This is a genomic window from Ureaplasma diversum NCTC 246 (assembly GCF_000731915.1).
GTDB classification, from domain to species: Bacteria; Bacillota_I; Bacilli_A; order Mycoplasmatales; family Mycoplasmoidaceae; genus Ureaplasma; species Ureaplasma diversum.
This window is the reverse complement of record NZ_JFDP01000058.1, coordinates 1-16,002: the sequence shown is the minus strand read 5'-3', so window position 1 is coordinate 16,002 and position 16,002 is coordinate 1. Positions and strand designations below refer to the sequence as shown.

The 16,002-nt window shown below is 26.8% G+C and carries 13 protein-coding genes; 7 read left to right on the top strand and 6 right to left on the bottom strand.

The annotated features are described in order from the left end of the window. The first annotated feature begins 446 nt into the window (after nucleotides 1-446). The 4 genes from UDIV_RS02650 (at nucleotide 447) to UDIV_RS02635 (ending at nucleotide 3,911) form a co-directional block, all read left to right on the top strand. Complete coding sequence (locus UDIV_RS02650) at nucleotides 447-1,652, top strand: ABC transporter ATP-binding protein (protein ID WP_081847824.1); 1,206 nt, start codon at nucleotides 447-449, stop codon at nucleotides 1,650-1,652. Nucleotides 1,653-1,720: 68 nt separating this feature from the next. Then, a complete protein-coding gene (locus UDIV_RS02645) occupies nucleotides 1,721-2,095 on the top strand; it encodes a hypothetical protein (RefSeq protein WP_038102955.1) in 375 nt (124 codons plus the stop codon). 9 nt (nucleotides 2,096-2,104) lie between these two features. After that, nucleotides 2,105-2,845 carry a TlyA family RNA methyltransferase gene (locus UDIV_RS02640; protein WP_038102954.1) on the top strand — a complete coding sequence of 247 codons (741 nt, stop codon included), beginning with the start codon at nucleotides 2,105-2,107 and terminating at the stop codon, nucleotides 2,843-2,845. Continuing rightward, nucleotides 2,838-3,911, top strand: a complete 1,074-nt coding sequence (locus UDIV_RS02635; RefSeq protein ID WP_038102953.1) for a Y-family DNA polymerase — start codon at nucleotides 2,838-2,840, stop codon at nucleotides 3,909-3,911. The genes UDIV_RS02640 and UDIV_RS02635 overlap by 8 nt, the downstream gene beginning before the upstream one ends. On the opposite strand, the gene ruvB is transcribed toward UDIV_RS02635, so the two are convergent. Then, nucleotides 3,908-4,840, bottom strand: a complete 933-nt coding sequence (gene ruvB, locus UDIV_RS02630; protein WP_038102952.1) for a Holliday junction branch migration DNA helicase RuvB — start codon at nucleotides 4,838-4,840, stop codon at nucleotides 3,908-3,910. The genes UDIV_RS02635 and ruvB overlap by 4 nt on opposite strands. A gap of 2 nt (nucleotides 4,841-4,842) precedes the next feature. Beyond that, complete coding sequence (gene ruvA, locus UDIV_RS02625; protein ID WP_038102956.1) at nucleotides 4,843-5,424, bottom strand: Holliday junction branch migration protein RuvA; 582 nt, start codon at nucleotides 5,422-5,424, stop codon at nucleotides 4,843-4,845. 121 nt (nucleotides 5,425-5,545) lie between these two features. Between ruvA and UDIV_RS02620 the strand changes: the two genes are divergently transcribed. Further along, a complete protein-coding gene (locus UDIV_RS02620; RefSeq protein WP_038102951.1) occupies nucleotides 5,546-7,108 on the top strand; it encodes a hypothetical protein in 1,563 nt (520 codons plus the stop codon). 37 nt (nucleotides 7,109-7,145) lie between these two features. Here UDIV_RS02620 and UDIV_RS02615 read toward each other — a convergent pair whose 3' ends face one another. Further along, nucleotides 7,146-8,075: an aromatic motif membrane protein gene (locus UDIV_RS02615; protein WP_038102950.1), complete on the bottom strand. Its 930-nt coding sequence runs from the start codon at nucleotides 8,073-8,075 to the stop codon at nucleotides 7,146-7,148. A gap of 2 nt (nucleotides 8,076-8,077) precedes the next feature. Continuing rightward, nucleotides 8,078-9,904 carry an aromatic motif membrane protein gene (locus UDIV_RS02610; RefSeq protein WP_038102949.1) on the bottom strand — a complete coding sequence of 609 codons (1,827 nt, stop codon included), beginning with the start codon at nucleotides 9,902-9,904 and terminating at the stop codon, nucleotides 8,078-8,080. 391 nt (nucleotides 9,905-10,295) lie between these two features. On the opposite strand from UDIV_RS02610, the gene UDIV_RS02605 reads away from it, so the two are divergent. Further along, entirely contained in the window at nucleotides 10,296-12,041 is a 1,746-nt protein-coding gene (locus UDIV_RS02605; RefSeq protein WP_038102948.1) for a Vmc-like lipoprotein signal peptide domain-containing protein, read from the top strand. A 16-nt stretch (nucleotides 12,042-12,057) separates the two neighbouring features. Next, on the top strand, nucleotides 12,058-14,187 hold the full coding sequence (locus UDIV_RS02600) for an MIP family Ig-specific serine endopeptidase (protein ID WP_038102947.1): 2,130 nt from the start codon (nucleotides 12,058-12,060) through the stop codon (nucleotides 14,185-14,187). Between the two features lie 84 nt (nucleotides 14,188-14,271). Here the strand turns inward: UDIV_RS02600 and UDIV_RS02595 are convergent, their stop codons facing one another. Both UDIV_RS02595 and UDIV_RS02590 read right to left on the bottom strand, forming a co-directional pair. Continuing rightward, nucleotides 14,272-15,402, bottom strand: coding sequence for a restriction endonuclease subunit S (locus UDIV_RS02595; protein WP_038102946.1), 1,131 nt, complete (start codon nucleotides 15,400-15,402; stop codon nucleotides 14,272-14,274). Between the two features lie 170 nt (nucleotides 15,403-15,572). Further along, nucleotides 15,573-16,002, bottom strand: a 430-nt coding sequence (locus UDIV_RS02590) for a phenylalanine--tRNA ligase subunit beta-related protein (protein WP_038102945.1), incomplete at its 5' end; no start/stop codon positions are given.

The window sequence follows — 16,002 nt, the reverse complement described above, 5'->3', positions numbered from 1 at the left end:
CATGAAAAATGAATCCTTTCGTTGGTTGTCCAACTTTTAGGGTTCATTTCACATCCTACCACTTAGGGTGTTTTTTATTTTTGTATATCAATCCAAGATTTATTTTCTATATTCTTTTGAAACAAAATCGATCAAATATTAATTAAAATATTCCAACCTTTAAAAATAGTAAATAAGAACTAATTTTATACACAAATTAGGACAAAATAATATAGATTAATATTTATACAAAAAGCTTATAGATTATTAATAAATTAATATTCTAGAACATAAACTAAGTTCTATTTCTTAAATAAATATACCAATAATGTCACTATCTTATTGATTTTAATATGTATTTAATAATAGCTTGTTATAAAGAATGTATAATAAAACAAGTTTAATAAAACTTTAAGTTTTAATATAGCTAAAAGTAATTTTTAGTCTTGATGAAAGATAAACATATTATGAGTTTTTTTAATAAAAAGAAAAATGAAGAACAAAAACACCACGAACATGTAAGTACTATTGACTTAGATGAAGTATTATCTTATCATGATGATGAATTTAGTTGTCATGAACACAACGATGATAATGATGTTGTTTTTGAATTAAACGAAGTATCATTAGGATATGGTAAAAAAACCATTATTAGTGATTTAAGTGCAAAAATTTACCGTAATGATTTTGTTGTTGTACTAGGACCAAATGGTTCAGGTAAATCAACATTAATCAAGGGTTTATGTCGTATTAATCAACCAAGTAGTGGACACATTAAATACAAAGGTAAATTAATTTCTCGTTTACCACTATTTTTCTTATGGCTAAGTAAAATTGGTCATAAGATTGCTAATGTTTTTACAAAGAACCGTGAAAAAGCAATTAAAACAATTGATTGACATATTAAAAACTACAAAAACATTCAAGCTTATAAATCAAAAGAATTAGCTCTAACGCTTGCATATGTTCCTCAATTAGCTGCTTTCCCTGAAGCAACATCAATTTATGATTTCGTAAAAATGGGTCGTTTCCCATCATCTAATGCTCTTGGTATTAACACTAATCCAAAGCGTGAACGTCACATCATTGAAACAGCTTTAAAACAAGTTGGTATTTATGATCTAAAAGATCGTAATCTAGAAGATCTATCTGGTGGACAACGTCAAAAAGCATTAATTGCTCTTTCATTAGCTCAAGATACAGATACAATTGTACTTGATGAACCTACTAACCACTTAGATATTAGAAGTCAATTAGAAATTATTGAACTTTTACATAAACTACACCACAAAATGAACAAAACAATTGTTTTAGTTATCCATGATATTAACAATGGTCTTAAGTATGCTCATAAAGTAATGATTATGAAAGATGGTACTTTAGTTAAGTATGGTAAACTAAAAGAAGTTATTAATGAAGATCTACTAAGAGAAGTATTTGGTGTTGATGCACTAATCATCAAAAACAAAGAAGAACAACAATACCCTCAAGTTTCAGTGACTGATTTCAAACTACCTGAAGACTACTTCGTCAAACGTAAAGAAGAGATGGCTAAACTTCAAGAAGAATCTAAACAAATTGATGAAGAAGAACAAAAAGAAATTGAATCATTTAATAAATACAAAATGAAGAAAACTGATAAGAAACCACAAGATAGCGATAATACAAATTAATATTAATTAACAAAAGCAAAGCTAAAGTTCATATAATTTACATTAATAAGTAAGAGTATTAATAATTAATGGACGATAATAAAAAAACAAATAATATCAACAAAAGATTATCTAACACTACCTATGTAGCTAACTTCTTTAGTGATTCAGTTAATGAAAAATGGTTTAAAAAATTACAAAGAAAATGATTTTTTACATACCTATGACCTTTTAATAATAAATATAGAAGAGGGCTTATTATTGATGAAATCAAACGAGAGTTAATCATCTATTTATCTAGTGTTAATTCATCTGATTACTTTGATCCTTTTCATTTTGAAATCCTATTTAAAAAATACTTTAGTCATAAACCACTAAGGTGGTTTTTTGTTGTTCTTTCAGGTTTAATTGGTAGTTCTGTTTCAATTGCTTTATTAATTGTTTTACTAACAAGGATTAAATAATATATAGTTATGCAAAAAAGTCGATTAGATCACTGATTAGTTAATAATTTAAATGTAGCTACAAGATCAAAAGCAATTGATTTAATTAAGCGTAATTTTGTTAGTGTTAATGATCAAATTATTAATAAACCAGCTTTTTTAGTAGATCACAATGATCAAATAAAAATTAATAATCAATATAGTTTTGTATCAAAAGGAGCTTATAAGCTCCTTAAGCTTTTAAATGAAATAGATGTTGATATTAAAGATCATGTTGTTGTTGATCTTGGGGCATCAACTGGTGGGTTTTCTGATGTTTGTTTACAATTGAATGCAAGTAAAGTTTATTGTGTTGATGTAGGAGTTGATTTATTAGATCCTAAAATAGCTAATAATCCTAAAGTAGTAGTTTATGATAAAACCAATGTTAAAGATTTAAGTGTTGATATGTTTGCTGAACCAATTGATTTAATTGTTGGTGATCTATCATTTATTTCACTTAAAAGTGTATTTTATATGATTAGTAATTTAGCTTCTAAAAGCACTAAAGTAATGCTTTTAGTTAAACCTCAATTTGAATTAGGTTACAAAATTGCATCTAAATATAAAGGTGTTATTAAAGATAAAAATTTACAAAATGAAGCAGTTGATCTAATAGTATCAACTGCAAAAGAAGCTGGTTTTGAATGTTTACATACAACTCCTGTTGATATTTTTGATCCGAAAAAACAAAACCAAGAATATATGGTTTATTTTAAACGTTATGAATAAGATCTTCTTTCATATTGATATTGATGCCTTTTTTGCATCTGTGGCTGAAATCGTTTTTCCAAAATACAAAAATCAACCACTAGCTGTTGGTTCACTAAACTCAAGAACAGGTATTATCTCATCTCCTAACTATATTGCTCGAAGTTTTGGAATTAAAGCAGCTATGCCTAGTTTTTTAGCTATGAAACTATGTCCAAAACTAATAATTGTTGAACACACTGGTTGAGCTTATGAACGATATTCCAAACAATTTTTTAGTATCATTAAAAGCTATACTAATAATTGTGAAATCACTTCAATTGATGAATGTTTTATTGATGTTACTGATTTATTAAAAGATCATCATAACAACCCTAAATTATTAGCTATTAAAATCCAAAAACACATCTATAACAGTTTAGATCTTAAAGTATCAATTGGAATTGCTAAATCAAAGCTATTAGCAAAAATGGCCACAGAGTTAGCAAAACTCAATGGCATTTTTATCTTAGATACAGATGATATTAAACCAATTATGTACAATAAAGATGTAGCTACAATTCCATATATTGGACCTAAAACAGCTTCATTGTTATATGAACAAAACATCAAGACAATTAAAGATTTAGTAAATGAACAAAACCAATCTATTGTTCAAGATATTTTAGGTGCTTCATACTATTCAACCATTAATCCCTTTTTAGCTCATTATGAAAATAATGACTTAACAGTAAACAGAGTAGCTAAATCAATTGGGCGTTCAACAACCTTAGCTTTTGATAGTAATGATGAAACAACAATAGTTAAAGAATTAAAAGTATTAATTAAAGATTGTATCAAACGGCTTAAAAAAGCTCATTTATGAACTAATAACATTAGTTTAACAATTAAATATGATGATTTTAAAACTAAAACTAAATCACAAAATTTACGCTTTTTTAGTAATGATTATGATGTAATAGCTAATAAGATCTTAAAACTTTTTAGAAATTGGTATGATGGTGAATGAGTCCGTTTAATTGGAATTAGTTTAAATAATTTAATTGATGAATCACTTGTTAATGAACAATTCTTATTGTTTGATTAAACAAGTGCATTGTTTTTAATAAACTTAATTCCTTTATATGTAATCCTTCTTCCTTTTAAACTTTTAGTAATATAGTTTCTTTTAATTAAAAAAGGTTCAATTTTAGTTTCAACAGTTAATGGATCAAGTTGGGTAATTTGACAAATTGATTTTAAACCAATATCTGTTTCATGATTATATAAAGCTAAAAGGTATTGTAAATCGCACTCTTCAAGTCCATCTTCATAAATCTTAATCTGTTTAAAAATTTGTTCAACATCTCAACTACTATTAGTTGTTTTAAAATCATAGATTCGTCTTAATAATCGGTTAGCAATTCGTGGTATCCCTTTTGCATTTAAAGCAATTAAACTGATTTCATCCTCACTTAGTTCTAAATCAATTTTAAGAGCATTGATTTTGATTAGTTGGATAATTTCGCCTACTTCATACTCACTCATAAAGAAACTAAAACCAAACCGTTCTTCAAGTGGTTTTGGAATTTTACCAAGGGCTGTTGTTGCTCCAATTAAAGTAAACTTAGGAAGTTTAATTCTTGTTGCTTTTGCATTAAATTCTTTCCCAATTGCTACATCAATCGCAAAATCTTCCATAACACTGTAAAGTGTTTCAAACACCAAATTATGACAAGCATGAATCTCATCAATAAACACTACATCATTCTCTTGAACTAAAGACAATAGATTAATGATATCAATTGGTTTATTAAGAGCATTCCCTTGTACTATATGGATCTTAACATTTAATTCATTAGCAATAATAAAAGCTAATGATGTTTTACCAACCCCAGCCATTCCATAAAATAAAATATGATCTAAACAACTTGATCGTTTCTTAGCAGCATTTAAATAAATCCCTAAGTTGTTTTTCATACTACTTTTACCAATGAAATCAGCTAGTTTTTGTGGTCTTAATTCAATTGTTTTCATTATTAATTTTTAGATAAAGATATCTCTCTTATAGCAAGTGCCATTAGTTCACTAATATCAATTTCATCATTAATGTTATTTAGTTTATTAATTGCTAAATCAATGTCTTTTTTATCATAACCTAGATTACTTAATCCATTAGATAATTCCTTAGTTCATTTCTTTTGCTCATTAATTTTATTAGCATATCTACTAGATAAGTATTCACAAATTAAAGTAGCATATTTTAAACTAATTCCTTTAAATTGGGTAAGTGTTTCATAATCACCAACCCCAATTGCTGTTTGAATTACTTCAATATCGTTTTTAAGCAAGTTTAGTGCTGTTTTTGTACCAATTCCATTAATACTTAATAAATCAGCAAACAATAGTTTTTCAGCTAATGTTCTAAATCCATAAAGCTCTTTATGAATCTGGTTTTTATGTGGAATAGTATTAATATGTTCATATAAATATAATCGAGAATATTTATTGATCTCTAGTTCATAATCTTTAGGAACTTTAATTTGATAACCAATATAATTGTGTTCTCCAACTATTAAATTAGCTGAGTTATAAATAATTTTAAATATCATGTAACTTAACATGTTATCACCCCTTCATTAGCTTAATTAGTAAAGAAGGGTTGATTTTTGAATTTTTTAAATTTATATATAGCTATTAATAATCTAGTATAATTTAAAACTATATAAGATGGTGATTATTATGCGTAAGCAAAAAAGATTATTAATAGCTACATTAATTAGTAGCTTAGTTGTACTAACTCCAATTATTTTAGCTAGTTGTAATAATCAAGCTAATCGATGAAAAGATCAAGCTACTAAGCAAAAAAATACAAATAGTATTAAACGCTTAGATGATTTATTTGATCAAAGTAGTACTAATCCTAAAGCTAATAGTAGTGATCAAGAAAATGAACCACTTAAGATTAACTTTGATAAGATTAAATTCAATAAGATTGATTTAGATCAAAACCAACCCACTCCTAAACTTGAATCAACTAAACCAAATCCACCTAAAAACCAACTAGAACTTGATCCTAATAAAACTGTAGAAGTAATTCAAAACCAAGATAATGATCCTAATTTTGGTAAATTACGATTTAGTATTAAAACTAAAGCAACTAATCAAGAAGAACTTAAAAAAGAAGCAGCTAAATTATTTAGTACTACACTTAAAAACCATTTAGATGGTCTTTATTATCAATTAGATGAAGATAATCATGAAATTGTACTTTATGTTAAAGATCTATTAACTGTTAATAATTACAAACAACTATTAACACTTTATTTTAATAAGAGTCAATTAGTAGAAAAGATTACTTTATTTTTAACTGATCAAGTAGTTAAACCAAATAATAACCAAAACAAGCTTATTAAACAATCAGACCAACTAGATCCTAATAAAACTATTAACATCATTGAAAACAAAAATAATGATGAATCACTTGGTGTACTTCGGTTTGTAATTAGGTTTGATTTAGATGATAATGAATCATTACAAAAACAAGCCCTTGCTATGTTTAAAGTTGGTTTTAAGGACCATGTTAATGATATTGCTTATGCACTTAACCCAACTTTAAACGAAGTTATTATTTATCCAAAAGATCATTCAAAACTAGAAACTTACAAAAAGATATTAACTCAATACTTTAACTATGAACCTAAAGTTAAAGCAATTACTCTTTATTTATCAGAACAAGTAGTTGATTATAAAAAATACCAAAAGAACCAAAAAGAGCAAAACGAAGTTAAATACAAATACCAAGCATACACATATACTAATCAAATCAACCAACCAGTTTATGTACTACAAAAAATCTCTAACCAATTAACTAATTCACAAACTAAACAAAATCTAACTAGCGATCATTTTATTTTAATTAATGATTGAAACACTTTTGAACAACAAGAGTTTGCTATTAATAATAGTAAATACATTGATTTAGTTAAAACCAATTTAATGCAAACAGTTGATTTTAGTAAACAATCAATTTTAGTAATAAATGGCATTAATGATAAATTACCTGAAAATGATAATAATAGTAATCATCTATCAGGATGAAACTTAGAAGCAGCTAAAATCAATTTAGCTAAAAAACAAATTGATTTATATTTAAACAATAATGAATCATATAGTTTATTTGAATCAATCTTTAATAAACGATCAAAGAAATATAAAGCTACTAAAGTCTTCTTTGTAGTAGTTAATAAAATAGATAATCCAAAAGACTTTAGTATTGTAATTAACCATAACCAATCATTTTAATAACAAAAGTTAGCAGATATTTTTCTGCTAACTGTTTTTATTTATTAAGATCTGCAAACTTATAAGTAATAAAGCTTCCCCCATACTCATCATTAAAGATTAGTTGAGCAGTTGAAGAAACTGCTGGGTTATCACTTCTTATAAATTGAGAAACTTCGGTGTATTTACGAATATTAAAATTATTTAATAGTTGTTCAGGGTGTTGTTGTAATAATGGATAGGTATGAACAAAAGAAAATAATCTTGTTCTTTTTTTAGTTAATGTTTTTTTAGTTAATGTTTTTTTAGTATTATCTGTATAAAATTTTTCAACTTCAAATTGGAAAATAAAACCATCTTTATGTAAAAGAAAAATGTTAAATAAATCATTTTTCTCATCAACTATTCCATTATCTCCATAAGTTATTGAAGCATCTAAGAAGATGTTTGATTTGGGTTTGAAGAAGATCCCATTATCTATTGATTCACTTCTTATTCGCTCTAGTGATTCTTCTGATGTTTCTTGGAATAATTCATGTTTAGGTTGAATCATAAATACCATTTGGTCAAGATTAAATAAAAACCATAACCAGTTTTTTTCAAAGATTTCAGTATAAAGTTGATCTGCAGTACTGTAAGCAAGTGGTATCGAATCACGAAATAGTCCATCTCAAGTTGGTAATAGCACACTAAAATAGTTTAATCAGAAAGCAATTTTTTGTTGATATGCTTTTGAATCAATATTTTGTTGTTGTTTAATATAAGCTAATTTATCAGCTTCGTTTTCAAATACTAAATTCAATAAACTTTTAATGTGTTGATTAGCTAAGAAAAGATCTCATTGATTCTGTTTAATTTGTTGTTTATCAACTACTATTTTTGATTGAGTTTCTGATTTAGTTTGTGTACATGAAATAGCTAAACTAATTGGAGCAATTGATAATAAGGGTAATAGCATTAAACTAGTTTTTAGAAATTTAGATTTCATTATTATCCATTCTCCTTTTTAATTAATAACAACATCATTTGCGGAATCCCATAACCAAATTTAAACACTAGATCTTCAAATCCATCATAAGCTGCTTTTGAATGGTGATAAATAGCATGGTGGAAGATTGTTGTAATGGTATTAATTGATAATTGAACCTTAGCTTGTGGAAAATAATAAACTAATGGATTAAAAATTGTTTTAATCTTATTATCTTCTTTACTAAAACGAATATTAAAGATTTCTTTCTGTTTTTTAATATAGTAATCACTATGTCCTAAAAAACCTCTTGAACTATCTCCTTCTTGAACTTGTTCAAGATAGTTATTAATATTAACTACTCTTTGTTCATATCCCCTACTAATTCTTTTTTCAATAGCATCTTTATATTGTTGTGATGGAGATAGTAAAACTTCTTGTTGGTTTTCAATTGTTGTTTTAGTAGGTAGTTGATAAAGTTCATAAAATAAACCTTCAAATAGGTTTAAATTAGTTAGTACAAAATACCAATTAGCTGATAGAAAATTAGCATACTGTGATAATAAATTAGCATCAACTTTTATTTTGTTGTTTTGTGGATTAATAAATTTAGTTCGATAATCTAATAATTGGGCTTTAATTAAAGCAATATAATTAGGATCTTTTTGTTGGTTAATAAAATGTAAAGCATCTACTGGGTTTTCATATGCTATTTTTAATAAGCGTTGAATGATTTTATCAGTTACAAATGCTTTTGTATCAAAGTCTTTAATATTTATTAATTCATCTTTATTAATGAATTTTAAATATTGTTGATGTGGCTTAGTAAATTGTTGATTAATTTCATTAAACTTAATTAAATCAGCTGGTTTTAAAACTTTATTATCAACATTTCTTAAAGTAAATCTTCTTAATTTAAGATCAGCTTTAAGTTGATTATAAACTTTATCTTCTAAAAATAAATAGACATCATTTGAATAAATATTATATTTACTATAGTCATTATATTGTTCTGTATAAAACTTCTTTTCTCTTTCATATTCTTGCATAGAAGTTTCTGATGGGTCTTCAATATTTTTTAGTTGATTAGCTAATTGTTCATTTTGGATTTTATCTAGAGTTGATTCAAACTGATTTGCAAATGTAATTAAATCAGTTTGCTTATTCATAAGTTCATAGATATGAAAATCAACTCTAGCTTTAAAGGCTCGATCTTCTTTAAAGCGGTGAATTCTAAGTACATATTTATCATTAAACAATAAGTAATAAACAGTTGTGTTTTCAAAATGATCATAAGGATTAGCTTTTTTAGTAATTTTATAAAACTGATTAATTTCTTTTTTAAGTCTAATGCTTAACTCATTGATTGGAGCATTAAAATCAGCTTTTTCATTATCATACTTCTTATAACCATTAGTGTTATAAGGATTAAATAAATAATCAAATAGATCAATGTTATTAAGCATTCAATACCAATTAGTAGTAACATCATCTAATAAGACTTGTTTACTAACTCCAGCAACTAAAGCCATAGCACTTCCATCTTCAATAATTGTTCTTGTTGGATGGAATGATTTTAGAGTATATTTAAGTTCAACTAGTTTTTGATCACTAATACTTTGTTGAATAAATAATTCATTGTTTAATAGTTCATTGTTCTTATTAAAGAAATCTTCTAAAAAAGCTTTTGTAGTTGGTTGAGTTGCAAAACTTAATCGATCATTGTTAACTGAAGTAGTATTATTGTTTTGAACTGATTTAGTACTATAACAAGCTGTTAATAAAAAAGGAGTTAATAGAACACTAACTAATGAAATAGGAATTAATTTCTTTTTAGCTTTATTTTTCATTTTAAAAGTCCTTTTTTAATTATTTTAATAAGCAACAAATAAGTTTACTAATACTAACTGTTTAGTTGTATTTTAGTATGTATTATATTGATTTTAAACAATGGATTTTCATTTATAAATATTAATTTTTATTATTTTTAAACTTATAAATAATATAAGGAACAAGAAATAAAAAGAATCAATTATTTGTTGCTTATTTAGAACTATTAATGGGACATTATTAATTAATCAATAATAATTAAAAATAAAGATAATGATTAAAGTTTATTATTGAATGTGTTTATTATTTCAACATTAATTTATTATCTTGTATTTGAATTTAATTAGTTAGAAAAAAATATTATAAAATTTATACGCCTTAAACAGTCAAAAAGAAATGTAGGGATATTTTATGAAACATAAATCTAAACATAAATGACTAATTAGTAGTTTAGTAGTATTATCAGCAACTAGTATAGTAGCAGTTGCTGCTTCTTGTACTCCTAAAAGTGGTGATTCAACTAAACAAACAACACCCACTAAACCAAAGAGTAATAACCCAGTTAATAAATCAACTGATCAAACAAAGAATAACCCTACTAATCCAAATAAGAACACAAATAATAAAGATAAAAGTCCACTAAATCAAACTAATCCATCTAACTCTAAAAAAGAGCAAGATAAAAGGGATAATGACTTAAAGAATAAGGATCAAAAAGAACCATTAAAACAACAAAATCCTAATAATGAAATGAATCAAAAAGATCAAGCTGATTCAAAAGATTCAATGAAAGATGGGATGGCTGATAGTTCTAAACAAGATAAAGATTCTAAGGATCAAAAACAAGATGTAAATCCACAAGCTAAGATGGATACTGATAAGAATAAAGAGAAAGAAAAAGATCAACAAAAAGATGAAATGGCAAAACCTGATAATGGTGGCGGATCATCATCTGGTTCTGGAACGAAACCAGGTTCTAGTTCTTCTCCTAAAGTTAACCAACCTGAAAAACAAAATATGGATTCACAACCAAGTCCACAACAACCACCAGCAGCATCTCCAAAACCAGATCAAATGTTAGGTGATGAGCCAAGGGATGATGATCAGTCTGGTTCTAAGACTGGAAAAGATAAAGAAAAAGAAGCAAAACCTGATCAAGGTAGCGGTAGTCAAAAGGGTGAAGTAGAAAAACAAATGGATGAGGGTAAGATGCAACCGCAAAATACTCCGCCAACTAATTCACAAACCCGACCACAACCACAAGGTCAAGGTCAAGGCGAAACTCAATCACAACCTGGGACTAAACCCCAAACTCAATCACCTTCTCAACCACAAGTTATGCCTAAGGAAGAAGAAATTGATAAATCTAAACCATTATTAGAATTAAATGGTGATAACCCTTTTATTTCGCTCAATCCAGGTTCTAATGAAGGTAAATTGTCAATCAAATTAAGTAAACAAGATTATAACGGTTCTTTAGAAAATAAAAGTATTTTTGTAAAATTAAAAAGAATTGATGGAGAAGGTGAAGCTTTATCAATTCCTAAAAAGATTTCAGAAAATTCAAATACAATCAATATTGAACTAGATTTTCGCCCTATTATAGATTCTGGTAAATATAAATTAGATTTTGCTAGTATCTATGATCAACAAATGAATAATCGACCACAACCTGAAAATATTGTTAATGTTGTATTTAAACAAAATGATAAAAATAAAACAATATCTGTTAGCAAAGCAATGTCAAATAGAACTGTTCCTGACACAGAAATGAACAAAATGCCTGTTGATATCAAATTAGAAAATACAGGAGATAAATTAACCTTGAGTGTTAAAACAAAAGATGGAATGCCTTTAAAAGATAAGTATCTAAGGTATGGTATATTTGGACTTCAAAAATCATCTAAAGTTTATACAACTGCAAGTGAAACTTCTAATGAATTATCAATGGTTAAAGATGGGCAATTGGTAATAAGTGATCTAGAAAATGTGAAATCTTATAGAAACATATATGATCAAATTGTTATAAAAGTCTATGGCATTTACGATGATGAACAAGGTGTTAAAAAATCAATGGATTATAGATTTAATTATGAAGATAATACTTCTAGAATTGATCTAAACAATAACTTAATTTTATTTAAAGAAATCCAATAGAAATTAGTGAGTCGATATGAACAACAAGAAAAAAATATTTTTAATGAGCAGTGTCTCTTTTGTAGCTGCAACTAGTATAATTGCAGTTGCTGCAGCATGTACAGAAGAACAAAAGCCTGAACAAAAGCCAAACCAACCAAGCCAAAAGCAATCTGATACTAAGAGTGGTTCTGGAAGTAGTGTAATAAGAAACAATAGTTCTAAAAATAGTATTAAGTTTACTGTTACTTTACAATCAGATACATTAGGCTATAATAATCAAAAACACAACTTAAGATTAAATGTTGGTTCTCAATATGCACGAAAAGTAGTTGAAGTTGAACTAAAACCAAATAGTTCTAGCTCAAGTAGATCATCTATTAAATCGACTAAAGTAGCTAGTAATACTAAAGGTGATACAAAAGTTGAATTTAGTGGTTTAGAACACAATAAAAGCTATTATGTTTCTGCGGTTAATATTTATGATGATCTAAGAAAAACTACTCCTATTGTATCTAATTCTTATTCAGCTAATACAAGTGAAACTTTAGTTGTTAAAACTCCAGCTAATAGTGATGGATCAAACAGTGTTGGATCATCGAATGGTTCTTCTAACCCTAATAATGGTTTTGATCCTGGTCAAGGACAAAATCAACCATTTGATCCAAACGCTAATCTTGGTGCATTGCTTGAACATATTAAAAAACAAAATGAACTTAGACAGAAATTAGCTAATAGAAGACCAGCTTCAAAAGAAGTTAAAGAATTAAAAATAAAAGATGATGAGGCATATCAAAAGATAAAAAATAGATCTTTTGCTATTGGTTTCAATAGTGTTGATTATGCTATTGAAAAGGAAAATTTCAATAAAGTTAATGATTCAATAGTTCCATTTAACCCAACAGGAACTGGTTGATTATTAGATTATGCTTGAAAGAATAATCAAAAAGATTCAGATGAATTAATGCTTTATATTGCAACTAATGCCCATGTTTATAGTCGTGCATTCAACGCTATGAAAGATAGTGAACCATATAAGAAACAATTCCCTGAGTACTTTACACAAGAAGCTCAAAAACAAGCAAAAATTGATAGTTTTATTTTGGCTGTTCCTAAAAAAGAAGCTAGTCTTGAAGCTATTCCTTCTGGACAAAGTTATGATAGTAAAAATGATCTTGAATATTTTGTTAATAGAAAAAATGAAGCTGCTTTATTTAGTTCTGATAATCAAGGTAAACAAATTACATATGATGAAGATAAAGTATTTGAAAACCCAAAAACTGTTTTTGTGGCTTTAAATATTTTTGACAAAGAAAACAATGAAAAGCTAATTGATAAAGCTAATAATAATGCTCAGAGAAAATATAGTGGTAAGGACTTTGCTGTTTTTGGCTTAAAAGTTAATTATAAGAAATTGAAAGACAAAGCTAATAGTAACGATAAATACAAACTATTATTAGAACATATTCAAGCTGCAATGAAATCAGTTGATGCTGATATCACTAAATTCTCTTCAAAGAAGTATCCTAACCATGACAAAGGTTCAATTCCTTATTTAAGTATTGATCATCCATCTGTATGAATTGATGAACAAAAATCTGAAGAACAAAAACTAGATAAAAATACCTATAATCTTGATGAAAATACAACATCTCTAAATGTTGAAAGGGCATATATTGCTGGTTTCCCTACAATTGGTAGAAAACAAATGTTATGGAGAAATTACCCTAAAAACTCTAATATTCCACAAGATGCATTCACAGGAACTAGTTTTACAATAGGACAACCATTAAAAACTGTTTTAGATGCTAACTCTGAGGCTAGTGGTTTTGGTTTTAATGCCTTTGTTGATTATAGTAGTATTTACTTTGGGGCTTCTGGTTCATTAGTTGTTGATGAATACGGTTTACCAATTGGTATTTATTCAAGTATTAGCTCAGTAAATAGTGAAACTGATGTAAGTAAAAAAGGTGGATTCACATACTTAGTTCAAGTTCATAATGATAATGAAAAAGGTCCAGCACACAATTTAATTGATGGAACTGATAACAAGAAATTCCCAAATCAACAAAAATCATACCGTCAAAACCTAAGATGATTAAGTCAACAAAGTGATTCTGAATTTAAAGATTTTGCTAAAACAGCTATCTTTAAAGAAGGTGCTTAATAGATAGTTAATAATATAAAAACTCCCTAAGCAGTGTAACTTAAGGAGTTTTTTGATTCTAGATATTTAGTTTAAAAATCATCATTAATTTTCATTAAATGATAAAAGTTGATCTCGATAGTATTCGTATTGTTTTTGACGAAGTTCTATTTCTTTAGGAAGACCTTCGGATAGGTTGTTGGTTAGAGTGTCGAATTGATCAAGAATTGAAGCAATATGGTTTTGAACTGTTAGGGGCGGTGTTGAAATAAAAATATTTCATATTGTATCTTTACTTAAGGATGGTATTCCTGCACCATATTGAGCAGCCATTAGATAATCTTGTTTAAGTTTTAAAAAATGATATAAAAATCTATTTTTTACAGATTGATTGGGTATTAAATAATAACAATGAGCATTAGCTCAAAATCTTTCGGTTATGAAATTTACATATCCTGCTGATGCTCCACCTTGACTAATGATGATTGTATTTGCTTCTACATTATATTTATTAGTTCTTCCTGAAAAAGTTTTACCACCATTATATGCTGGATACATTTCATCATCATTTAATTGTTTTTTATTAAGCTGTTCACCCTTTTTTATATCACAAAGATCAGCAATAATTTTATACTCAACTTCTACATCTTCTCCACAAAGTTCTAGTGTCTTCTTAGTTAAATATTCATCGCTAAGAAGAAAGTTTCTGTAGTAGTTATATTGTTTATTTCTTAGTAGTAATTCGGTAACATAATTTGTGAATTTGTCAAGTGTTTTTGCAATTTTTTCTTGTACTTCTAAAGACGGAACAGGGACAAGAATATCGTGGACAACATTGCTCATTAACTTGGGGTTACCAGATCCACCAGCAACGTGATTTTTGGCTTCGATTGACAAGTAATAGTAAAGAAATTTTAGTATTAGTTCTGAACTCTTTAAACTTATGATTCCACAAATATTAGTTATAGAAAATTTACCTTCTCGATAAAATACAGTTCCTGCATATGCTCCATCAGTAGTTCAGGTTATATAATCTCCATCAAAATCATAAGTATTAATACTACCTATTTGACCATTATTAAGTGTTTGTGATGAATAAACTGGATATATTCCTATGTTTTCTTTATCACTAAGAAATTTCTTAGAAATAACTCTTCCTCTCTTTATCTCACAAACTTCCCCCAATCTCTTCCACTTTACCTTCTCATTCTTAATCAACTTCAGTATATTCTCCATCTAAAACCCCTACCCTTTAAACTTATTAATAACTATAATACAATAATTATAAATATTATAAGTTTAGATTTATCTTATTACATCAACAAATTCAAACCCATCTTTTTTATTTAATATTTTATTTACTTATCATCAAACAAAAAACTAGCTAATTCTAGCTAGTTCTGTATTTAAGCTACTAACTCATTAACAAGTTGATTTAAACTATCTTCAATCGTTTTGATCTCTTCACTACTTAGTGTATGATCATATCCATTTAAGATAATTGTAAATGTATATGATGTTATATTATCTTTTCTAAAGACTGTTTTAATATAAACATCACTTACATATTTAATTGTTTTGATTTTATTTAAAACAACATCTAAATCAAAATCATCACTTAAACTAATTGTTAGATCTCTAAAGATATCTTGATAAACACTAGGTTTATTAATTTTAATATCTTGATGATTTTGATTTAAATAATTAGTTAAGTTTAAATTAATAACATAACAATCAAAACCTATATCATAAGCTTTTTTAGCTTTTTTGTTTAGTTCACCAACAAACCCAACAAATTGATTAGAGCCATTTAAAATAGCATTAGCATTGTTACTA